This is a genomic window from Paenibacillus mesophilus, assembly GCF_005938385.1.
GTDB classification, from domain to species: Bacteria; Bacillota; Bacilli; order Paenibacillales; family NBRC-103111; genus Paenibacillus_AB; species Paenibacillus_AB mesophilus.
Genome location: NZ_VCRA01000021.1, coordinates 1 through 21548 on the forward strand (window position 1 = coordinate 1; position 21548 = coordinate 21548).

Annotated in this window: 17 protein-coding genes; 7 read left to right on the forward strand and 10 right to left on the reverse strand. The window is 53.0% G+C overall.

What is annotated here, in order from left to right; genetic code table 11:
- Positions 1-251: 251 nt before the first annotated feature.
- The 5 genes from FE783_RS27510 to FE783_RS37715 are packed head-to-tail and all read right to left on the reverse strand — an operon-like array spanning position 252 to position 3886.
- Positions 252-710 (reverse strand): NUDIX hydrolase, encoded by a 459-nt coding sequence (locus FE783_RS27510; protein WP_138882589.1) that lies wholly within the window; start codon positions 708-710, stop codon positions 252-254.
- A gap of 17 nt (positions 711-727) precedes the next feature.
- Positions 728-1105, reverse strand: coding sequence for a hypothetical protein (locus tag FE783_RS27515; RefSeq protein ID WP_138882590.1), 378 nt, complete (start codon positions 1103-1105; stop codon positions 728-730).
- A gap of 19 nt (positions 1106-1124) precedes the next feature.
- A complete protein-coding gene (locus FE783_RS27520; protein WP_138882591.1) occupies positions 1125-2087 on the reverse strand; it encodes a polyprenyl synthetase family protein in 963 nt (320 codons plus the stop codon).
- 3 nt (positions 2088-2090) lie between these two features.
- Positions 2091-2750, reverse strand: coding sequence for a response regulator transcription factor (locus FE783_RS27525; RefSeq protein ID WP_138882592.1), 660 nt, complete (start codon positions 2748-2750; stop codon positions 2091-2093).
- Entirely contained in the window at positions 2747-3886 is a 1140-nt protein-coding gene (locus tag FE783_RS37715; RefSeq protein WP_158302054.1) for a sensor histidine kinase, read from the reverse strand. The genes FE783_RS27525 and FE783_RS37715 overlap by 4 nt, the downstream gene beginning before the upstream one ends.
- Positions 3887-5147: 1261 nt before the next feature.
- Here FE783_RS37715 and FE783_RS37720 point away from each other — a divergent pair.
- Positions 5148-5318 (forward strand): hypothetical protein, encoded by a 171-nt coding sequence (locus FE783_RS37720; protein WP_158302055.1) that lies wholly within the window; start codon positions 5148-5150, stop codon positions 5316-5318.
- 152 nt (positions 5319-5470) lie between these two features.
- Here FE783_RS37720 and FE783_RS27535 read toward each other — a convergent pair whose 3' ends face one another.
- Positions 5471-6448 carry a helix-turn-helix transcriptional regulator gene (locus FE783_RS27535; RefSeq protein WP_138882594.1) on the reverse strand — a complete coding sequence of 326 codons (978 nt, stop codon included), beginning with the start codon at positions 6446-6448 and terminating at the stop codon, positions 5471-5473.
- 403 nt (positions 6449-6851) lie between these two features.
- Between FE783_RS27535 and FE783_RS27540 the strand changes: the two genes are divergently transcribed.
- Positions 6852-7088 carry a hypothetical protein gene (locus tag FE783_RS27540; protein WP_138882595.1) on the forward strand — a complete coding sequence of 79 codons (237 nt, stop codon included), beginning with the start codon at positions 6852-6854 and terminating at the stop codon, positions 7086-7088.
- Positions 7085-7225 carry a sporulation histidine kinase inhibitor Sda gene (gene sda, locus FE783_RS27545; protein WP_138882596.1) on the forward strand — a complete coding sequence of 47 codons (141 nt, stop codon included), beginning with the start codon at positions 7085-7087 and terminating at the stop codon, positions 7223-7225. The genes FE783_RS27540 and sda overlap by 4 nt, the downstream gene beginning before the upstream one ends.
- Before the next feature lie 108 nt (positions 7226-7333).
- Here the strand turns inward: sda and FE783_RS27550 are convergent, their stop codons facing one another.
- The 4 genes from FE783_RS27550 to FE783_RS27565 form a co-directional block, all read right to left on the reverse strand.
- Positions 7334-8623 carry an ABC transporter substrate-binding protein gene (locus FE783_RS27550; RefSeq protein ID WP_158302056.1) on the reverse strand — a complete coding sequence of 430 codons (1290 nt, stop codon included), beginning with the start codon at positions 8621-8623 and terminating at the stop codon, positions 7334-7336.
- A gap of 697 nt (positions 8624-9320) precedes the next feature.
- Positions 9321-10202, reverse strand: coding sequence for a helix-turn-helix domain-containing protein (locus FE783_RS27555; RefSeq protein ID WP_158302057.1), 882 nt, complete (start codon positions 10200-10202; stop codon positions 9321-9323).
- 294 nt (positions 10203-10496) lie between these two features.
- On the reverse strand, positions 10497-11243 hold the full coding sequence (gene hemQ / locus FE783_RS27560) for a hydrogen peroxide-dependent heme synthase (RefSeq protein ID WP_138882599.1): 747 nt from the start codon (positions 11241-11243) through the stop codon (positions 10497-10499).
- A 126-nt stretch (positions 11244-11369) separates the two neighbouring features.
- Positions 11370-11996, reverse strand: coding sequence for a DUF3298 and DUF4163 domain-containing protein (locus FE783_RS27565; RefSeq protein WP_138882600.1), 627 nt, complete (start codon positions 11994-11996; stop codon positions 11370-11372).
- Between the two features lie 180 nt (positions 11997-12176).
- On the opposite strand from FE783_RS27565, the gene FE783_RS27570 reads away from it, so the two are divergent.
- The 4 genes from FE783_RS27570 (at position 12177) to FE783_RS27585 (ending at position 21503) form a co-directional block, all read left to right on the forward strand.
- Positions 12177-12470 (forward strand): YuiB family protein, encoded by a 294-nt coding sequence (locus tag FE783_RS27570; RefSeq protein ID WP_138882601.1) that lies wholly within the window; start codon positions 12177-12179, stop codon positions 12468-12470.
- A 487-nt stretch (positions 12471-12957) separates the two neighbouring features.
- Positions 12958-18861, forward strand: coding sequence for a CehA/McbA family metallohydrolase (locus tag FE783_RS27575; protein WP_138882602.1), 5904 nt, complete (start codon positions 12958-12960; stop codon positions 18859-18861).
- Between the two features lie 72 nt (positions 18862-18933).
- Complete coding sequence (locus tag FE783_RS27580; protein ID WP_138882603.1) at positions 18934-19818, forward strand: alpha/beta fold hydrolase; 885 nt, start codon at positions 18934-18936, stop codon at positions 19816-19818.
- 188 nt (positions 19819-20006) lie between these two features.
- Complete coding sequence (locus FE783_RS27585; protein ID WP_138882604.1) at positions 20007-21503, forward strand: DnaD domain protein; 1497 nt, start codon at positions 20007-20009, stop codon at positions 21501-21503.
- The last annotated feature ends 45 nt before the right edge of the window (positions 21504-21548 follow it).

The window sequence follows — 21548 nt, forward strand, 5'->3', positions numbered from 1 at the left end:
ATATCTATATGATACCAAAATACAGAGTAAAATGGAGGAAATGAAAGAAAAATATGTTTTTTAAAGGTAAACCGACCTTTTTGAATCGTTTTCTCCGAGTGAATTTGGCGATTTAATCGACAGTCTCAAACATGCAGTTAATTTTGGCAATTGCACTCCATTGTCCCGATTATCGCGAAATTAGATGGATGTTTTCCTGTTAGCGCATCGCTATTCCTGGATTGAAGTGATTTTAGATGCAGGTTATCCATTTAGCTTGAGGCCGAGATATGAAGCTCCCGCAGCTTGACCAAATACTGGCCCAACTGACCGTACAGCACCGGCGGCGAATCGGCAAACGGTATCCAACGATAATGGTAAATCCAACCGTTGTCCTCGTCGTCGCTTGTCACCACATGCGTGAACCTACCCGGCACAAGCTCTGTCGCCTCCAGCCAGTAATAGTGCCGGGTCAGTTCGCACCCCAGCTTCTCGGAAACGTAAGAATGTTCGCCCAAATACGCCCTGATGACAGCCTGCTCGATCCCCGCTTCCTCCCGGATCTCCCGAAGCAGCGCATCCTCCAACGACTCGCCTGCCATAACCGTACCGCCCGGCACCTGCAGTCCGAGGTGCTCGAAGTCCTCCTCTTCGAAGACGAGCAGCGCCTGTTCGCCTTCGCGAACGGCTGTTAGGTAGGCGGTAACTTTCAATACCGGCTCCTGCTTCATTTCGCACACTCCTTCCGTTACGGTCCGAGCAATCCGTTCTTGCGGTACCGTTCGAACCCCCGCTCTGTCAGCTCCCGCAGCTCCTTGAGCAGCGTATCGTCGATGCTTTTGAAGTTGAAGCACGATTTCCCCTGCATCCGTTTCTTCAATGGGGCGGACACGGAGTCGAGCAGCTCCGGGTAAATGTAGACGGGCATTAGATGATAGCTCACATAGTTTTTCTTGATCGCGACCGCTCCGAAAAAGATTGGGAGCTTGTTTTTCGGATTGACGGTCCGCGTGTCGAGATAATAGTCGATGCCGCTGTCGGATTTGACGTCCATGAACGGCTCATACGGCTTTAGCACAAGCTTGAGCTGTTCGAATACGGCTTGAAACGGATCGCTCGTTGTCATGGCAGGGTCGCCTCCATGCTCAGGAAGTGGCTTCGGAAGGCTCGGCTTCCGGCTGCTTGGGCCCGATGACCAGCTCCCGGAACCGTTCCTTCCACTCCGGATCGGCCGCGGGGATCGCATCCATCGTTTCCTCCGCTTTTTGCAGAAAAAGCGTCTTGATCACTTCGGTATATTCCACGCATCCGGATTCACGGATATAGTCGACGCTTGCCAGCTTATGCTTCAGAAACTCGTCCCGATCAATTGCGCCGTCGTAATATTGGCGGATGACAGGGAATGAATCTTCTTCGTCGGCGAGCAGGAACAAGACGGGGAGCGTCCGCTTTTTGTGCAGCAAATCGTTTTTGATGTCGTACCGCAGCACATCCCGGAGATCGTTGGACAGCTGGGAGACGACGCCCAAGTAACCGGCCAGCAGCTCCATCTGTTCGGCGACGGGAGGGAGCGGCGCAACCGAACCGTAGCCCATATAATAAGCGAGCTTCAGCAGCATGCACGATTTCTGCTGGACGACCGATATATAATCCTGCTCGGATGCGATATCGTTGGTCAAGTCGCGGTATTGGCCGTTAACCGCATTCATGACGATTAGCCCGACTTCTCCCGGCTCGGGAAACGTGTCCCCCGGGTGCTCCGATTGCAGCCGGCCCAATTCGCCGACCGTACCCATTAGCAGCCCCATTACCGCGTTCAACGACAGCTCCGGCGGGCAACGCATCCAGCTCTTTTCGGCGTTGTCCTGGTCCTGCAAATCGTCGGCGATATCAAGCGCAAGCACGATCAGCTCGGTTAGCGCGGCAATCCGGTCGATATGCGGGGAAGCGCCCCCGAACATATAGTGGACGTGTCTTGTCGTCTCGCCCCATCGGGAGGTTTCCCCGGCCTTGTCCCGTACGAAAGTACGAAGCAACGCATTGAATTCCGGGATAGGCACGAGCCGGTCGATAATCTGTTCCATTTCGTGCATAAGAGCGGTCTGCATCGGTCAGATCTCCTCCTGTAGATCAGTGTACATCGGGCTTCGCACGAACTTCTCGATCGCTTGGATGCGGCTCGTAACGTCGAACTTGTCGTATATTTTTTTTAAATAATTATCGACCGACCGTTTGCTGACATGGATATGATCGGCGATCTGCTCATGCGTCGCTCCCTTGACGAGCAGGGTCAAAATTTGAATTTCGTCGGGAGACAAGTCTACGTATTCGGTTTCGGAGGGTTTTTGCCGGTTCGTTATTCTCATCTGCCGGTAGATCGGGATCGGAATCATCGTATGGTTGTCCAGAATGCAGCGGACCAGATTTTGAATTGTCGTTTCGCCCGATTCTTTGGAGATGATGCCGCTCACGCCGATTTCGATCAGCTGGTTGTACATGTCGGCGACATCGATTCCGGTGAAAATGACGATATGCGAATTCGGCGATCGCCGCTTCGCCCGTTCGGCAACCTGGCTGCCGTACTGGTCCGGCAAATGATAGTCGAGGAAAAGCAGATCGGGCTGATGCTCCTCGATCAGCTCGAGAGCCGCTTGGCCGTTCGCCGCGATGCCGACGACGCTAACGCCTTCGACTTGCTCCAAAATATGTTTCGTGGCTCTGGCTACCACGGGGTGGTCGTCCACTACGATCGTTCTGACGGTACGTTTCATGCGGTCAACCCTTCTTTCGTAGGAAAAGAGATACGGAGATCGACACCGGTACCGCGACCGGCATCAAGCTCCAGATGGCCTTGCAAATGCAAGATGCGACTGCGCAGCTGCTCCATGCCGACTCCGGAAGTACCGACGTCCGGGGCGGCGAGCCGGTCCGGATCGAAGCCGACGCCGTCGTCCCGGTAGTGCAGCACAAATTTTCCGTTGCTCGCCGTCAGTCGGATGCTCACAAGAGTCGCTTCCGAATGTTTCTTCGCGTTGTTTAACAATTCCTGCACGATTCGGAATAAATGACGCTTGACTTCCAAATCTTTCCGTTCGATCGCATTCGCGCCTGCCGCGTCGAAGCGGATCTGGAACGGACAAGAGTACGATTCCCGCTCGATAATTTTCTCGATCGTTCTCACGAGTCCGATCTCCTGCAACAAATACGGGTGCAGGTCGAAGCAGCTTTGCCGCAAGTTGACGTTGATGATTTCCACGTATTCGATCAAGCTGTGAATATTGTCCTTCGCTTCCGCGGGAAGTACGTATTTATCCCCGATTGCGGCCAGCTTGCGCTTCAGGAAAAACAAATCCTGCATCGTCGTGTCGTGCAGGTCCGTGGCGATACGAATACGCTCACGCTCCTGCAGCTCGAAGCTCAGCTTGCGGAACCAATTAAAATCCTGCGCCTCCTGCTCGTCGGGCAGCTGGGAAGCGAGACGGTTCAGCTTGTCCGTCAGCTTGCGGATCAAGTAGACGTTCTCGAGACTGACCGCCAGGTACGAGATGATCAAGTTCAGCCATTGCACTTCCTCCAGCCCGAGCCGGGTATTCGACTTTTTGCGCGTCATAATCAGGTAGCTCGTATATTCCTCATGCCGGTTAATCTCGAAGCACATCAGCTCCGGATGCTCCTCGGGATGATCCTGAACGATCAACCGCTCGATCTCGGTTTGGTCGATTTCGCCTTCGCTTATAATTTCCGTGCTGTCCCTGTATTTGAAAACGATCGCTCCTCCGTACACTTGTAGCGTGTTGACGATGTCGAGAAGAATCAGGTCCTTCAGATCGCGGAAGCTGGAGGTGGACGTGAGGTCCTTGGATATTTTTTTCAAGGCGGCTTGAAGAACGTGTTTGCGCGGGAACATGAAGCGTTCAAGGCGGGTGTACATGTGTTCGATTGAGTAGAGTATAAGGGTGAGCACCGTTAAGGTTGCTATAAAAAAAGCAAATAATTTTTTAATGGAGATATCTTCGTAAAAGAAAATAATAGTTAAGGCGGTTATACAAGCACTTGGGACAATTGTCATAATAACCGTTACTGATATCCGTCTAATTACCATATCAATATCATAAATTTTTTGAGACATTATCAAGTAAGCAAAGGCAAGCGGGAAAAAAATGACAAACCAAGCGGTATAATGGGAAGATACTAATACTTGACCGTTTATAAGATCAGGTAGAAAAGAAAGTAATATGATCGGCGAAAAAGAAATAAACAGAGAAAAGAATACTACTCGAATGATTGTGATTAAATAGGATGGTTCTTTTCTATGACGAAAATATAAATATGCGAGTATACCGAAGTCGAAAATAATGCCAATAAGAAATGTAAGCAGTGTACTTCCAGATACTATCCGGTATAAAAGAAAGTTAATATCAAATTCTATATGTAAATATATCGAAATTACCATTTTAAATATCATAAAATAATAGATATACGGCAAATACTTCGAATTCAACTGCAAATTGCTCTTTTCCTTGAAAAAAACGATTAAAAAATGGAGGAAAATAACCGGAATGAACGATAGAGAGTTGATCATCATTATTTTACCGATAATGTCTCCTCTTACAGAAGCACCTAGACACATGAAGGTAATTCCGATATTTAGAAATACGAGAGAGAGGAATATCGCCGACCGGGAATTACGAACTTTAAGATAAAGTACAAGGGCAGTAAAAAAACAAATAATTTCCGCTATCAAAGGAAGGACATCATGGCTTATGGAATTTTTTAATTTATCCGTTCGAATGTAAATTGTATTATTTTCTCGAAGTACTTCTATTGAATCTGCTTGTTCGAGGTTATTCCATTTTGTTACCGATTTATGTTCGCTTGGGCTTCTTTCGTTTATTTTATTTATAACATCTCCTACTTGAATATTAAGAACAGCTGGTGTCCCCCCTCTATCGATAGATACGACTGTCCAGTTTTTCTGTTCATTTAATGTTACGTTTATACCTAAATATGGATAGCGGAATCTTAGATATCCAAACCAGATCTGTACACCTATAACCAAAACTATAGTTATAACAAAGAAAATTTTTTTATTCATCTCTTCACACTCTCCAATAAGTCTCTTATAATCAGTAGTAGAAGTTAAATCTATCCAAGGGAGGTTTTTTTGAGTGAAATCGATTAATTGGTCTACAGATTTAGAGAAAGCAGTTAGAATGACGAAGAAAGAAAAAAATGTAAGCGTTAACTCGTCTCTCAAGCTAGCTGAATCTGAGAAAAAAGGTTTGGAAAGTGCTTTTAATAGAAGCGGCGACGCTACAGTTACGGGAACATGGTACTGAATCCTCATTCAAAAATCTAATATGAAGAATAAGAGACTGTGTACTGCAAAATACACGATCTCTTATTTTTTTTGATTATACGTGAAGACTATCCATTATCGGCAGTTATTCAATAGATCCGAGATGACCGGCCGATCCTTGAGTTACCCATTCTATTCCTCCACCTCATCCCCATGAAACTCCGCCAGCTCGCGAGCCATCTCCGCAACGCGCCGACGCAATTCGATAGGTTCGACAACCTGGAGCGTCTTGCCGAACGACAGCACGTAGCGGGGAACGAACCCTTCGAGGCTCGTCTTGTCCAGCAGCAGCGTTACCTCCGTCTGGGAGTGGGATACGACGCGATCCCGCATATACCAATTGTCGCACAGGCTGGCGATCGAATGAGGCTCGCCTTGCAGCTTCACGGTTTGGTCCGGCTTCTCGGCGTTGTCCTGCCAAAATTCGAAGCGGTGCTCCATAAATTCCCGGAGCGAGAATGACTCCGGCCTCACGAAAGTATCCTCGGTAAGCGAAGCTCCCGCTATACGGTCCGCGCGGAATACGCGCATGTCGTCGCGGAGATGGCAATGGGCGATCAAGTACCATTTGTACAACCGGTTGACGAGCCCGTATGGGTCAACCTTGCGTTCCTCCGGCTCCGACCCTTTCCACTTCTCGTATTGAATCGTTAACGTATTTCCGTTAGCCACCGCGCGCTCGATATCTTGAAGAATGCTCTCCGCCACCCGATGGGAGGAGGGCTGTATCACCTCGAAGCCGGCCGTATGCCGCTGCAGCTGCTCCATCTGTTCCTCGCTGAGTCGGCTCTGCATTTTCCCGGTTGCTTGGCGCAGCGGCTCGGTATACGGATACCCGGCTTGCTCCGCGAACCGGCCCGCGTGGACCATCGCTTTCAATTCGTCGATGCTGAAAAAAAGAGGCGCTTCCCGGAACGTGGCCGGCAGACGGTATCCGCCGCCATGTCCCGATTCGGCTTCTACCGGTACGCCGCTCATGCAGAGGGCGTCGATGTAGCGATATATCGTTCTTACGCTCGTTTCCAATTGTTCGGCGAGCTGCTCCGCGGTCATGCGGCTTCTCGATCTGAGCAGCCACAGTACGGCCAGCAATTGATCCGCTTTTGCCATGTATGATCCCGATCCTTTATCGTCTAATCAAGCTTATACGACCATTATACCGTTTTTTTGGACGTAAGGACGGCTATTTCGACTTTTTGGACATATTCCCTGAAAATTTTGGGAAATAGGGATTTGTTACCAGATGATTCCCATTTACTCATTGAATCTACAAGTTAGGACATTGTATACTTGCCGGCGGTGCGCATTGAGCGGATTATGTCGAAAAATAAGGGATTAAAAGGAATCGTGGAGGGCATCAAATCGTTTTGCATTGGAATGCAAAATGATTTGCATTCGAATGCAACAAGTTTGCGCTGACGCGGGACCTAATCTTCGATAACATAAGGTGTATAAATATGGAAGTCGTGACAACGATCATGCTGCACGATGACAGCCTGGGAGGGGACGAGTGATGATGAAGGTAAATCAGGGAGACGACCGTTTCTTTGAATTGGCGATTCAAACCGTGTTGCACAACAACAAGCACCGCCTCTATTTGCTGACCGATCAGGGAGAATCCGATGTGTTTCTGCGGGACATGTCCCGTGAAATATTGCAAAAAGCGAGAACGTTCAAGACGATCACGGATACGGCCGTACGGGAATTGGAGATGGAGCCGCTGGCAGCCATCCGGGAGGGTGTACAATGAGGGCGCTGAAGGACGAACATTTGGTCGAATGCTACATCCGGTCGGTGCAGTGGAAGCTCGATGAGGAATTCATATTGATTTTGCGCAAAGAAATGGAGAAGCGGAAGCTGGAAATTCCGGTCTGCCATCCGTTCTGATCGATTATACACGCAAATAAGCCCGGTCCGCTTCGGACCGGGCTTTACTTTTGCGCCGTAGCCGGATGTCGAATCATCCGCGAATCGATCGCGCCCGAACATTTCCGTTCACTTTTTATTTTGCTCCTCAATGGCTTTGTTCGTTTCTTCGTCCGCTCGGGACAACGCGGTGTTCAGGTCGAGCTTTCCGTTAATAAATTCCTGCAAATATTTGATGGCCGCTTTGCTGCCTGCCGCATCGTAGATCGTCTTGCTATACGATTCCGCCGGCTTCATCTTGAAAAACGGAGTAAAGTCGATTCCTTTCGCCGCCGGCAGGTCGGCGAACAAGCTCATTTGCGCCTGGGTGTTCGTTACGACGGGATTCATCCCCAATCTCGCATTGCTGGTTTGCACTTCGTCCGATGTCAGATAGGCTACGACCTGGAACGCCGCGTCCGGATTTTTGGTCGTTTTGGAAATAACCATGACTTCCATAAATCCGGACGGGCCGATCCAAGGCTTATCTTTAAAGAAAGGGAACGTAGTAAGTCCCATATTGACGCCTAGCTTAGGGTCCGGGAGCATCAGCAGATGGGGATACATCGCCAATTTCTTATCCGTCATAAACGCTCTCGCTGCGTCATTGTACGCAGCGCCTTTCGGGTAATTGCCCGGTATGCCGAATACGTCTTTATAAGTTTGGAACAACTTCCTCCAAGATTCGTGCGTGCCGATCACGGACTTCTCCGTCTTCGGATCTACATAAGGAGCGGACAGTTGAGTCGACAGCCGGTTGTGGCCAACGCCCGGACTTAGACCGCGATATTCGATCCCCTCGTGCGTTCGGGACAATTTGGCCGCCAGCTCCATCACTTCTTCCCAAGTACTGCCTTCTTTCGGATATGGAACTCCGAATTGATCGAAAATGTCCTTGTTGTAGTGCAATGCAAATATGTGCTTTGCTTGCGGCCAGGCGACGAGTTCCCCTGTCTTGGAGTATGACCGGATTTCCTTGATCATTTCCGGCTGGATTTTGGAGAAGTCGAATTTGTTCCGCTCGGCCAGTTCGTCCAGACTTAATGGGATATCGAGCTCGAGGGTAGGGATCAGGTTGGTCAGCCCGTCGAAAATAAGGTCCGGCGCGTTGCCGGAAGCCAGAAGCTCGGGCAGCTTCTGGCCGTATGGGATCCATTCCAGCGTAATATGCGGAAATTTTTTCTTGATATGCGCGGCAATCAGGTTGTTGTAATATTCTTCACCGACGTTGGGCACGACAAAAACCTTTAACGTAACGGGTTTCGGCGGATTCTCTGCTGCTGGTGCATTCTCCGCGGCAGGCTGTCTACTGCCCCCGCAACCGGCTACAAGTAATAAAGGCAGTACTATAGCCAATGCAGATACTATGCGTTTTTTCACTGTGATACCCTCCTTGTAACATTCCGCTTCTTAATAGAGCATTCCTCGGAACAATGACCGAAGCCGGATTGTCGCTTGGTCTTGCAAGCGCTTTCAGTTCTTTGATGCATTCTATCGCGGTATTGCCTCCGGGACGAATCGTTTGTGTCGCTCCATATACGCCACGCTTCCAGGTATCCACCTCCTTCTCTCGATGATTGCATCCATTGAACCGATTTCCGCGACGATCGGCAGTTCTTTCCCGAAAGGAGCGGGTGTAACGATTTCTGCTGCTGCGTCCGGATAAACATTCACGCCGAAGTATTGCCCGAAGCTCGGGTTACGTAATAGAGAACGATGTTCTTCCATGGGAATGTGAAAAGCGTACTCCGATCTCGGCGAACGTTTCCAGCCGGCACGCGGGAAATCGCTTCCCCAACGGGCGCTGCTGCCAACCCGATGACCGGGTTCTCCCTCATTGTAGTATAAAGAGTGTTCCGCAATAGGGGGGATATTCGACTTTATTATGGCATAAACCGACTTTGTACGGCTCGCGGCAGGAAGAAGTACTAACATGCGAAAAAAGGCCCGACTCTTCGGCGGCATGTCCGATCGTCATAGAGGTGCACCTTTCCGCCTGTTCCGACCCGTCTGGAGATGGCCTGATCGACCTCGGCGTTCATTGAATGGTAATGTGCCATTGGCGCTGCCGAGCCTATCAAACGCGGCTTTGGTTGCGGTATTCCCTCGGCGAAAGCCCGGTCTTCCGTTTGAATATGGCGTGGAAGTGCTTTAAGTCCTTAAAACCCGTCGTTTCGGCGATTTCGTACACTTTTTGGTCTGTCGTACGGAGCAGCTCACAGCATCGTTCGATTTGTAAAGAGTGAACGTAGTCGGTGTACGTTTGACCGGTCGCTTTTTTGATCAAGCGATGAAACTGCCGTGTTCCGATGTTGATCTTTGAGGAAATGTCCGCGAGAGACAAAGGGGCGTTGATATTTTGCTGAATGCAGCGGATCGCGGCTTCTATTCTGGAGGCGGAGTCGGAGACCGGTTCCGGACGGCTGCCGTAAATGGAACGGGCCAGCGTAAAGAGGAGCTGGGTGATGAAAGTGACAATCATCATTCTGCGGCCTTCCCGCCTCAATACATATTCCTGGTACAGCTGCTGCATCAAGTTTCTCGCTTCGGTCGAATGCTCTTCCGCCCGAAGCCATACGGAACGGTTCCGGATTGCGATCAGAGCGTCCGCTTGTTCCGACGGAAGCAGCAGCGAATGGCTTTGAATGATCCGGTCGAACAGTTCCAAGCCGAAGATGCAGTTAGATACGATCAGCGGTTGTCTCGCCGCCCCATCCGCCGGCCGGAATACGTGCGAGGTGCCGACCGGTATGTAGAACAGATCGCCTTTGCGTACGGGGACGATCTGATCGCCGATATAATGGAACCCCTTGCCTTCGGCAACATACGCAATCTCCACGAAATCGTGGGAGTGCTCCTTCAAGTCGAACGTTTCTCTTACCCTGTTCACGTAAACGGGAAAATCGAGCCTGAAATACCTTTGTCCCCGAAAGGACTCAATCTTGCGTTTGATCTTCATAACAACCCCGAACTCCTCTCTGGTCATGTCGGAATAACCCCTAAAAAGTTGCTATCTATCCCCCAAATCATACATGAACCTAATCCTGTAATGAAAGGTAATTGTTGATCGACTGCCCGTATGGAGGCTGAGGCGCTCGGAAGGAAAGCCAAAAAGCCCTCGGGATCGCCTATTGGCAATCCCGAGGGCTTCAAGGCTGGCTCCTGGTGCCAAGCCGTATGCCAGGTGGTCCGAGAGGACTGGGGGCCAGCCGGTCCCTCCCTTCCTACCCGATTCGGCTGCCGGCCGGGGAGCTTACACGCCCAGCATGCGGTGGCACTTATCCGTATCGAGCAGATTGCCCACATAGAAAGCGCCGAACTCTCCGAACCGGGCGCTCGCTTCATCGAAGCGCATCTCGTAGACGAGCTTCTTGAACGTGAGCGGATCGTCCGCGAACAGCGTCACGCCCCATTCCCAGTCGTCGAGGCCGACGGAGCCCGTAATAATCTGCTTGACGCGGCCCGCATAGCTGCGTCCGATCATCCCGTGGCTCCGCATAAACCCGCGGCGTTCCTCCATGCTCAGCATGTACCAGTTGTCGTCTCCGGAACGGCGTTTGTTCATCGGATAGAAGCAGATATGGTTCGATTTCGGCAAAATCGGCTTGAGCCGCGCCATAATTTCCGGGTCCTGCATCGGATCGACGCCCGGCTTCGCCATATAGCTGCTCAGCTCCACGACCGATACGTACGAATAGACGGGAATCGTGTACTGGGCGAAAGTCGTTTTGTTGAACGCGTTCTCGAGCTCGTTCAGCTCGTCCAGCGTTTCTCTCAAATGCATGAAGACGAGGTCGGCCTTCTGTCCGACGACGGAATAAAATGCGGTGCTTCCTTGCTTCTGCTGCTCGATCTCGTTCCATTGCGCAAGCAACGTATACAGCTCGTCCTCCGCCTTGGCGCGCTCTTCGGCGGATGCCCGCTTCCATGCATTCCAGTCGATCGCGCGGAAATCGTGCAGCGCGTACCAGCCCTCCAGCGTTTGTACTGCTTCGCTCATGGGTGTCACTCCTCTCTTATGTCCGCTCTGATAGTCGGTTCCACAAGTAATTGTAGCGAATCGGTACCAAAAGGGCAAACTCGCTCGAAGTGAAAAATCCCCCGCCGCAAGGCAAGGGGAACAAGGCTAGTTATTGATCGTCATCGGCTGGATCGGACTGTTATCCGGGATGATGCTTTGCAGCGAATAGACGGATATCGGGAACATCGGAAACCCGAAGTAATAGGGCGTAATTTCGTACAGCTGAAAATAGACGACGATCGCTTTGTCCGCGACGTAATAATCTTGGTCGGGACGGATGGAGGTGAACGGCTGCAGCGTCTCGATGCCGCGCTCCGCGATCTGCGCCTTGACGATGCCGGAAATGCGCTCGACGTAATCGCTGCCCGGCGAGAACAGCTCGCCGAGCGAGTACGATATTCCCGTCGAGATGTCGAAGGTAAGCGACTTGATCAGCGTCAATCCGTGGGCGGCGTGTTCCGTGTAGCCGTAAATGTTCAGCGCGATGCTGAGCAGGCCCCGTTCGTTCGTCTTGATTTCGTAGAAGCCGTTGATTTCCGTCGTCTTCGAATTGGGGACGTACCCCAGCTGTTTAAGCATCGATTGCACTTCAGCGGCTATCGCGTTGTTCATTTTCGCTTGCGCCTCCGCGTTCGGGGCGTTCACGATGCGCGGGACGTACAGATCGAGCTTCCGTCCGATCCGGTGAATCGTTTGAATTTGCAGGGGCAGCGTATACGGTTTGTTCAGCATCGGATATTCATTCCTTTCCAGAAGCCTATATTCCAATCGTATTCCGCCATGGGCCGCGACGTTCCGTTTTTGTACCTACAAGTGACGGTTTCCTGACTATTGCGCCGCAGCTCTTTACTTCGCGGCCGGATTCCACTACAATTGACGTTGAATTCGGGAAAGTTGCGGGAGGTACTGCTCATGATAGACATCATCCAGCTCGTTATCTTGATGGTGCTCGTGTTCGTGCTCATGTTCGGAATCGGCTTCATTTTCAACATGCTGCTGAAAACGACCCATTTTCCTATTTATTTGTATATCGCGGCCGTGATCGGCATGCTCATTTATTGGGCGTGGAATTCGGGTTCCTTGCTCGCGCATTTGGCCGAATTGAAGTTCGGCGAATATTTCTTGTTCGTCTGCGGTTTGGCGGGCGCGGTGCTGAGCGGCAAGACGATTCATCTGCTGCGGGTGCGCGGCTACAAAATGTTTTGACGGTTCGCTTCTCCGGCTGGAGAAGCTTTTTTTTGTTGCACATGATTGTTCGGTAGCGGAACTATATTCCGCTAAGCAGGAGTTTTCACGGCATACGCAGTTAATAGCGGAACTGCAGTTCGCTAAACCCTAGATTTTGCGCTTCAATGGCGGTAAACGGGCTGAATAACGGATAACAGTTCCTTTATCCTTTTGGCAAACTGGTTTTATCGGTCATTAGCGGAATACAGTTCCGTTAACGACAGCTCCAACGGAGACGGGCCGTCTTTGATGTCGAGTTGTTACCCTCCAAATGGCCACCCGGGCGTTATTCCCGGCGTTTTTTAAATTAAACCATCGAAAAGAGCCGGGGGAGCGCCTCCGGCTTTTCGCGTTTCGATTCCAGCAAAAACATAACAAATGTTTTACAAAACTATTGTAGCAATGTCGACAATCCTTCATTTATAATATAGACGAAAACTTAATCTAAAGACGAAGGAGGAAAAGCATGGGCAAACGAGCTATGGCCAACGCTTTGGCCGCATTGACGATGGCGGCGACTTTGTTTGTAACCGCTTACTATGCAGACAAGGCATCGGCCGAATCGAGTGCGGTCGGGGGCGTCTCGAGAGAGGACCCGGGATTCACGTACGGTCCCGCAGCCAGAGATTGGGTCACTACGGCGGATTATTATTACTTGCAAAACGATCATGTCAAATTTACGGTCGGGACCGTCAGGCTGCAGACCTCGAGCACGACGGATTTCAGCCCGAACGCGTCCGGCAACGACAAGTGGGGCTCCCTGACCAAAGGCAGCATGATGGATGCGGCCCCCAAGCCGAGCATGCGCGACAATTTGGATTACACGGAATTCGTCCTGCGAACCCAGCCGCACCGAACTTGGTGGTATCCGACGGAGAAGCTGGAGATGGAGAACATCGGCATTGCCGGCAGCAGCATAGCGGCCAGCGGGGATTGGGACAAAGATGCGGCGATCAAGTCGTCCGTCGTCTATTCGATCGTCGAGAATACGCCTCTCATCAAGATGGAGCTGACGCTTGCAAACGAAGGGACTGCCGATTTCAGCGGATATTTGGGCTATTTCTTCGACTCCGACGAGTCGGGAGAGCAGCACAGCTACGTACCCGGCTGGGGATGGCGCACGGCGCAAGCGAACGAGTATATCACGACCGGCTGGAACCGGAACTATATATTCAACGGAGTGAAAGACAAATTTACCGGCAATCCCGCTCACGCGATCATTTGGCCGCAGGAGAACGAGCCGGCAGCGCTCGTGCCGGAGGGCTACATCCAAGGCGTATGGTTCAAAGCGGATATGGCTGCGGGCGGGAGCAAAACTCTCGTATTCTACCACCTTCCTCACACCCCCGGGCCGGCCGATCAGCCGTACGGCAACGCGGAGTTCTGGGCCGACATGATCTGGCGGGGAGAGAACCCTTCCTTGGCGGGAATGATTACCGGTAAGGTGACCGATACCGACCATTCTCCGGCTGCCAATGCCGAAATAACCGTCAAGGATGCATCCGGCGCCACGGTCGCGCGAGCGGCGTCGAACAGCAGCGGCTTCTACCAGCTTTACGTGATGCAAGGGGCTGACTACACATTGCAGGCGGCCAAAAACAATGTGATGTCAGCGGCGAAAACGGTCAGTCTGGAGACGGCGGATCGTGCGGAAGCGAATTTGGGCTTGCTCGCGAGTAACGGGGCGGCGGAGCTTCCGGACTCGACCGCTGCCGTCGCGGCCAGAAGCAGCGGTGATCCCGGGTTTACGTACGGACCGGCGTCGAGGGATTGGAACGAAGGAAAAGACTATTACACTTTGCAAGACGAAGAAGTGAAGCTTACGATCGGCACCGATTCGCTGGGTACCCGGAATACGACCGATTACGGCGACGACGCGTCGGGCAACAACAAGCGGGGGACGCTTACTCCCGGACATATTATGGATGCCGCGCCGACGTTCAATATGCACGACAACCTGGACTACACCGAATTCGTGCTGAGCCGGAATGTGGGCAGAACGTGGTGGTACCCGACGGAGAAGCTGAGTCTGCCCGCTATCCAAGCATCCGGCAGCACGATTGTTGCCGATGGCACGTGGGACAGCGACCCGAGCATTGAAGCGAGGGTAACGTATTCGATCGTAGAGAACAGCCCGCTTATCAAAATGAAGGTGAATCTGTCCAACAAAGGGACGACGGGGTATAACGGGCATTTGGCCTTCATCATCGACCCGGAGGAGAAGCTGGAGCAGCAAAGCTACGTGCCCGGCGTCGGATGGAGAGGCGGACAAGTGAACGAATATATAACGTCAGGCTGGAACAAAAACTACATCTTTAACGGCATCCAGGACAAATATACCGGGAAAACGGCGCATGCGATCATTTGGCCGGACAATCAGCAGCCATCGGCGCTAATACCGGAAGGGTACATAACCGGCGCCTGGTTCGCGGTGTCGCTTGCTCCCGGAGGCGAGCAGGAGCTGATCCTATATGAGCTGCCGCATAACCCGGGACCCGCGAACGAATCGTACGGCGTGGCCGAGTTTTGGGCGAATGTGGTGAAGAACGGCGTCCACCCTGCTGCCGTAGGGAAAATAACGGGCGTCGTGACCGATTCGCTTGGTCTGCCGTCCGGCGGCGTGAACATTACGGTGAAGACGGCCGCAGGCGTCAAGGTGGCGGCCGCAACGACCGACCAAAGAGGGATGTACAGTCTGTACGCGATGAGCGGGAGCGCGTACAACCTTTTTGCGACAAACGGCACGGATTCGCTCGAGCGGGCGGTGACGGAGCTTGTGTCGGGAAAGAAGGCTCAGGCCGACTTCCGGATGTCAGCGCCTGTCATCGAAATCGCAGCAGGCGTGACACGGGGCGACCCCGGTTTCATATATGAGGGAACTTCCAGAGACTGGTGGCCCAAGAACGACTATTACTATATCGAGAGCCCGGACATCAAATTCAATGTGGGCACGGTAAGAACGGCAAGCAAAGACCCGAGAGACTGGAGCAACGACGCATCCGGCAACAACAAGTGGGGGACGCTTACTCCCGGGCATATAATGGATGCGGTTCCCAAGCTGAATATGGAGGAAAACCTCGATTATACCGAGTTCGTGCTGAGCGACGATTTGGGCGAGACGGCGCAGGACAGCGCGAACGGCAAGTATATGGCGTGGTCCTGGTTCCACCCGTTGACGAAGCTGCAGATGCCGGATATTCGTCTGGACGGCAACCGGATCGTAGCGGACGGAAGCTGGGACTTCAATAACCGGATGAAATCGAGCGTACGCTACTCGATCGTGGAAGGTACGCCGTTAATCAAGATGGATATTACGCTCGCAAACGATACGGGCGCCGATTTCGACGGACATTTCGGCTACATTTTCGATCCGGATCAACCCGGCGAGCAGCAAAGCTATTTGCCGGGGAAAGGGTGGGTATACGGCGAGGAAAGAACCGCCGTCAAGAGCGGCTGGACGGAAAACTACTTGTTCAGCGGCATCAACGACCAGTTTACGGGCAAAACGGCGCACGCGATCATTTGGCCGCAAGATCAGGAGCCCGGCATCGTCATGCAGGAGGCGATTTTCTCAGGAGCCTGGTTAGACGCCGTTATCCCGAACGGGCAGAGCCGGAGCTTCGTAATCTACCATTTGCCCCATGTGGCCGGACCGGCCGAGAAGCCATACGAGGTTGCCGAATTTTGGGCGAAGTTTATTCGCGAGCAGGGTGATCCGGGCGATGTCGGCACGATAACCGGTATCGTGAAGGATGAAGCGGGCGCTCCCGTTGCTTTTACGAAAGTCGTCGCCGCAGGCGTTAGCGGGCAGCCGGCCGCAACAGCGGTTACAACCAGCGAAGGCAAGTATCAGCTGTATGCGCCGAAAGGGGTATATACCGTAACTCCCGTCAATGGAGAATATTCCGTCGAAGGCAAAAGGGTGGAGCTCGGCGCAATCCGACGGATGCAGGCCGACTTCACGCTGAAGAAATACGCGGACCTTAACATCCGTCTGCCTTCGCAGATTGCAGCGGGTACGCCATTCGACATAACGGTAACGGTAACGAACGTAACCTATTCGCCACTTCAGGAAGTGGCGGTCCGGCTGGAGCCGCCGTATTTCGTACAGCTGCTCGACAGCGGAGAAGTCCGGATTCCGCGAATAGAGCCTAGTACCCAATCCGAGATCAAGGTCAAGGCCGTCGCGCTTGAGGGCGGCAGATCGTCGGTCACGGCGGCCGTGTACTCATCGCTGTTTCAACTGGAGAGAAGGGCCAGCTTCAATGCGGACGGCGAAGGCTATTATAGCGGCGACAATCATACGCACAACCGGCATAGCGACGGGGTCAACACCGTTGCGGAAAATGCCGACAGTCTTTACACGAACAGGCTGCATTCGTGGATTTGGAATACCGACCACAATACCGATTCGCAGAAACAGGATGCGGAGCAAGTTACGCAAAGCTACGACGGGCATCTGCTCAGCTTGACCGGGACCGAAATTACGACGTCTTTCGGCCATGCATTGGCCTATGGGCTGACCGGCGTTCCGCGGTATGACATTAACGCTCCGGGAAGCGGGTATACGTGGCAGAGCAGCATCGATGACGTAACGGGACAGAATGGCTTGTTCTATATCGCCCATCCGTTCGATGCCACGTATTCGTTCCAGACGCCTTATGCATGGAGAGGCTTCACGGGCGTCGAAGTATGGAACGGCGCCTTCCACGCGCTCGACAACCGGTCGAACGAGCGGGCGTTCAAGTTCTGGGACGAAATCAATATACGCGGGGAGCGGAAATATTACGGCATTACGAACTCCGACGGCCACATCCGTGCGAAGGTCGGCGATCCTTTTATCAAGGGACAGCTCCCTGCCCTTACCCGTGACGAAGTGTTGGAACTGATGGGTTCGGGCGCTTATTACGGCACGAACGGTCCGGACATCCGATTCGGCATCGGCGGCGCCGGTATGGGCGAGACGCTGAAGATCGAGCGGCCGGGCACCGTACCGATGAGCATCCAAGCCTACGATCCGAACTCCAATCTGACTCATGTGCGCGTCATCAAATATTCCGTTACCGGGAACATCGCGGATTACAGCGGAAGGACTATCTTGTTTGAGCAAGATTTGACGTCCGCAGGTACGAACTCTTTCGTCCGGACGATCCAAATTCCCGTAGCGGACAAAGAGTTTTATCGTCTGGAGGTGCGGAGCGAGAAGGGGCAGGACAACACCTCGGGTACGGGGCCGCTAGCCGGTACGGGCTTTGCCTACTCCAATCCGGTTTGGATCGAAGCTGCGGACAGCTCCAATGCGGCAATTGTGGAGGCCATCTCGTACAAGGGTCAGCCCGTCGCGGTTTCGACCGAATTCGGACGAAAATCCTTCATCGTGAACGATATAAGCTTCGATCCGGATCAAGCGAAGGTGACGTTAAACGAGGGGGCGGCTCTAGTTTCCAAGAGCTACACGGATATTCCCTACGACGGCCGACCGATCGGCACCTTCAAGGTGACCGCAGCCGCCAAGGACGGTACCCGGAGGACGTTCAGCTACTTGACGACCGCGACCGGCAACGATACGACGGCACCGACCGCAACCGTTTCATACAGCGTAACCGAAGCGACTTATCAGCCCGTGACGGCCGTCATAACGCCAAGCGAGCCGGTAACGATTACGAACAACGGCGGTTCGCCGTCGTATACGTTCGCGTTTAACGGCAGCTTTACGTTCGAATTCGTCGATGCGGCCGGCAATCGCGGAACGGCGACGGCAACGGTGAGCAACATCTTATCGAAAAGCACGGCCAAGCCGGGCGTTCCCGTTCTTTCACACGACAACGGATGGGATAATGGTATTCAGGACGGAAGCTACAACATTACGATGAACATGTGGCATGGGAATAACGGAGCCTTATACAAGCTGTATGAGAACGACGTATTAATCGATACGAAGATCGTTTACGACCGTACGCCGAATGCCCAATCGACCGTAACTTCCGTTACGTATAAACCGAACGGCTCGTATCGTTACTATGCGGAGCTCGCGAACGCGTTCGGGGTAACCCGAAGCGAAGGTTTGACCGTCAACGTCACACAGGCTGCACCGTCCAAGCCCGTCCTGTCGAGTGACAACTGGGATGGCGACGGCAGCTACAAAGTGACGATGAACATGTGGTGGGGAACGAACGGCGACACGTTCCGGCTGTATGAAAATGGCGTACTCATCCATTCGCAAGCATTGCAAAGCCGTACGCCGTCGGCGCAATCCGCCGTCATGAATATGACGAATAAGGCTAAAGGAACTTACCAGTACCGCGGCGAGCTCGTCAACTATGCAGGCACTACCTTTAGCGATACGATGACCGTTCAAGTGACGAAATAAAACGCCGTTCTCCGGGGAAGCGTATAGGTTATAGCAGAATAGCCAACTTCTACTCCGGGAGGAAACGAATGCATGCCAAGCGCAGCCATTAACGGGACGGTACTGCATTACCAGGTTCACGGCAAAGGGACGCCGATCGTATTCATTCATCCGCCGCTGCTTACGAGTGCCAACTTCCGCTACCAGCAGGTGCAGCTGGCGAGCGAGTTCTCGGTCATCACGTTCGACATACGCGGACACGGAAAAAGCGAGGCGTCTCAGGCGCCTCTCACGTACGCCCTCATCGTCGAAGACATCAAGCAGCTGCTCGATCATCTCGGCATCCGCAAAGCGTTTGTTTGCGGCTATTCCACCGGCGGTTCGATTGCGTTGGAGGCGATGCTGACTCACCCCGAACGGTTCGAGGGGGGCATTCTCGTCAGCGCGATGTCCGAAGCAAGCGACATCGTCTTGCGAAGCCGGATTCGCGCCGCGATCGGGCTGTCCCGGCTCAGGCCGCTGGCCCGCGCGCTCATGCGCGGCATCGCCTGGGGGAATGCGGACAGCAGGCTCACGTACCGCAATTTATTGCGCGATGCGAAGCAGGGCGATACCGCGAACATCCATCAATATTATCAATACAGCTTGAACTACAATTGTACGAAGCGGTTGTCGGAGTTAAAGGCTCCGGTGCTGCTGCTGTACGGAGATAAAGACCGTAATTTCAAGCGTTACCGGAAAAAGCTGGAGAGGGAGCTGCCCGTGTGCGAAACGTACGTCTTTCATGGCGAGAAACATCAACTTCCGACAAAAGTCGCCACGGGTATGAACGATTGCATTCGACGCTGGATTCGAGCTCTGACCCGCCGGACGGCGACGGCTTCCGCATCGGTCAAGGAAGCGCGCGAAATCCCTTTCCTAGCCGAACAACCGCTTCCCGGCGCCGTTTCGCAGGAAGAAGCGCGTACGGAATATTGAGATGAACCGCGGTGACCCCCGGCCTGATTTGGATCAGGCGGGGGTTTTTTGTTGAAGTTTTGGGCGGATTTTACTAGTGTAAGAGGAACAAGGTTTTCGACACTTTCGGAACCGTTTTGTGATAGAATAGAGGAACGGATTCGATTTGCCGTTCGCATTGCCGTTGAAACAGGAATGGGGAAACTTTCATGCGTATTACGAATATGCTTCATTTTTCGGAAAACCACCGGTTTTGCGTATACCGGGATTTTGCGCTTAGCGGGCTTGACTACAGGATGATCGCCGGTATATACCAGCCGATGATCGGCGGGTTCGCCATCAGCGTCTACCATACGTTGTACCAGCAGGTTACCGGGGACCGGACCGGCTTCTCGGAGCTCGAGCAGCAGCGGAGGCTGTTCATGGCGCTGGAGCTGGAGCAGGGGGAACGGGGACGCAAGCTGCTCGTCGAGCAGACGTCGAGACTCGAAGCGATCGGGCTTCTGCAGACGAACCGCAAATATTCTCCCGCCGCCGACGACTACATGTACGAATATGTGCTGGCCCAGCCGCTGACGCCGCAGGAATTTTTCAAAAACCAGCATCTGGTCATGCTGCTGCACGACAAAGTGGGCAAATACGCCGTGCTGTCGCTGAGGGAGCAGTTTTATTCGCCGGAGCCCGAGGAGATGCAGGACGCGGGACTGCAATCGGAGGATTTGTCGGTGCCGTTCTACGATTTGTTCCGCTTGAATGCGAACGTGATCGACTACGAGCTGGAGCAGGCGCTGCAAGAAACGGCGCCCGCCAGGGAAACCGCGCGGACGATCGACGTCACGACGAAGGCGTTCCATTACAGCGAAATTGTTCAGCGCTTCCCTCGAGGCACTTCCCGCAACCGGCCGTTCGTCGAAAATTTACGCCACAACCCCGACCAGATGTTCGAGATTAACAAAATCGCCCGGAAATACAATTTGTCGCTCCGGGAGACGTGCAGACTGCTCGACGAGGACGGGATGTTCTCGGAGGACGGGAAGCTGGACAGCGACATGATGCAGTATAAAGCGAACCTGTACTTCCGTCAGGACAAAGACCGGGAGCAGGAGCGGGAGAGGCTCTTCCACAAAATCGCCGGCATGGCGAGACCGGATCAGTTGGTCATGGAAGAGAAGCCGGTGGAGATGCAATATTATCTCGAGGTGCCGGCGATGTTCGTCAGCCAATGCAACCAGCACCAGTACAATTTGATCATGCGCAACGAGCCTTATACGAAAGTGCTGGAACGGTTTTTCCCGAAAGGCTCCGTGCCGAAGACGGTTTCCGATATTTTCGAGAAAATCGACGTCAACTACCGGATGCCGGACGAAGTGATCAATGTGATGATCCATCATCTGCACGTATACAAGGAATCGTCCTGGACCAAAAACTATATCGACTCGGTCGCCTCCAACATGATGGCGAAAGGAATAAGCAGCTACGAGCAAGCAGTCGCTTACATACGCGAGCAAACGATGAAGCGGACGAGAGCGTCCGCGAAAACGGACGGCAAGCTTACGCCGGTACCCGGCAAAGGACGCGGGGGAGTGCGTGCGCAGAAGCCGAAAATCGCGATCATTACCGATATCCCGACGCAAAGGCCGGTCAGCGAGGAGAAGCTGGCGGAAATCCGCAGGCTGGCGAGGGAAATAGACGGCAAAGGGACTTGACGTGCCGACCTGGCATGAACTCTGAACGGTGAAGGAAAGGAGCGT

Excerpts from the sequence above, each read along its gene's own strand:
- FE783_RS27510 (WP_138882589.1), bottom strand. The coding sequence starts at position 710 with ATGAAGCAGGAGCCGGTATTGAAAGTTACCGCCTACCTAACAGCCGTT.
- FE783_RS27515 (WP_138882590.1), bottom strand. The coding sequence starts at position 1,105 with ATGACAACGAGCGATCCGTTTCAAGCCGTATTCGAACAGCTCAAGCTT.
- FE783_RS27520 (WP_138882591.1), bottom strand. The coding sequence starts at position 2,087 with ATGCAGACCGCTCTTATGCACGAAATGGAACAGATTATCGACCGGCTC.
- FE783_RS27525 (WP_138882592.1), bottom strand. The coding sequence starts at position 2,750 with ATGAAACGTACCGTCAGAACGATCGTAGTGGACGACCACCCCGTGGTA.
- FE783_RS37715 (WP_158302054.1), bottom strand. The coding sequence starts at position 3,886 with ATGTTCCCGCGCAAACACGTTCTTCAAGCCGCCTTGAAAAAAATATCC.
- FE783_RS27535 (WP_138882594.1), bottom strand. The coding sequence starts at position 6,448 with ATGGCAAAAGCGGATCAATTGCTGGCCGTACTGTGGCTGCTCAGATCG.
- FE783_RS27540 (WP_138882595.1), top strand. The coding sequence starts at position 6,852 with ATGATGAAGGTAAATCAGGGAGACGACCGTTTCTTTGAATTGGCGATT.
- sda (WP_138882596.1), top strand. The coding sequence starts at position 7,085 with ATGAGGGCGCTGAAGGACGAACATTTGGTCGAATGCTACATCCGGTCG.
- FE783_RS27555 (WP_158302057.1), bottom strand. The coding sequence starts at position 10,202 with ATGAAGATCAAACGCAAGATTGAGTCCTTTCGGGGACAAAGGTATTTC.
- hemQ (WP_138882599.1), bottom strand. The coding sequence starts at position 11,243 with ATGAGCGAAGCAGTACAAACGCTGGAGGGCTGGTACGCGCTGCACGAT.
- FE783_RS27565 (WP_138882600.1), bottom strand. The coding sequence starts at position 11,996 with ATGCTGAACAAACCGTATACGCTGCCCCTGCAAATTCAAACGATTCAC.
- FE783_RS27570 (WP_138882601.1), top strand. The coding sequence starts at position 12,177 with ATGATAGACATCATCCAGCTCGTTATCTTGATGGTGCTCGTGTTCGTG.
- FE783_RS27575 (WP_138882602.1), top strand. The coding sequence starts at position 12,958 with ATGGGCAAACGAGCTATGGCCAACGCTTTGGCCGCATTGACGATGGCG.
- FE783_RS27580 (WP_138882603.1), top strand. The coding sequence starts at position 18,934 with ATGCCAAGCGCAGCCATTAACGGGACGGTACTGCATTACCAGGTTCAC.
- FE783_RS27585 (WP_138882604.1), top strand. The coding sequence starts at position 20,007 with ATGCGTATTACGAATATGCTTCATTTTTCGGAAAACCACCGGTTTTGC.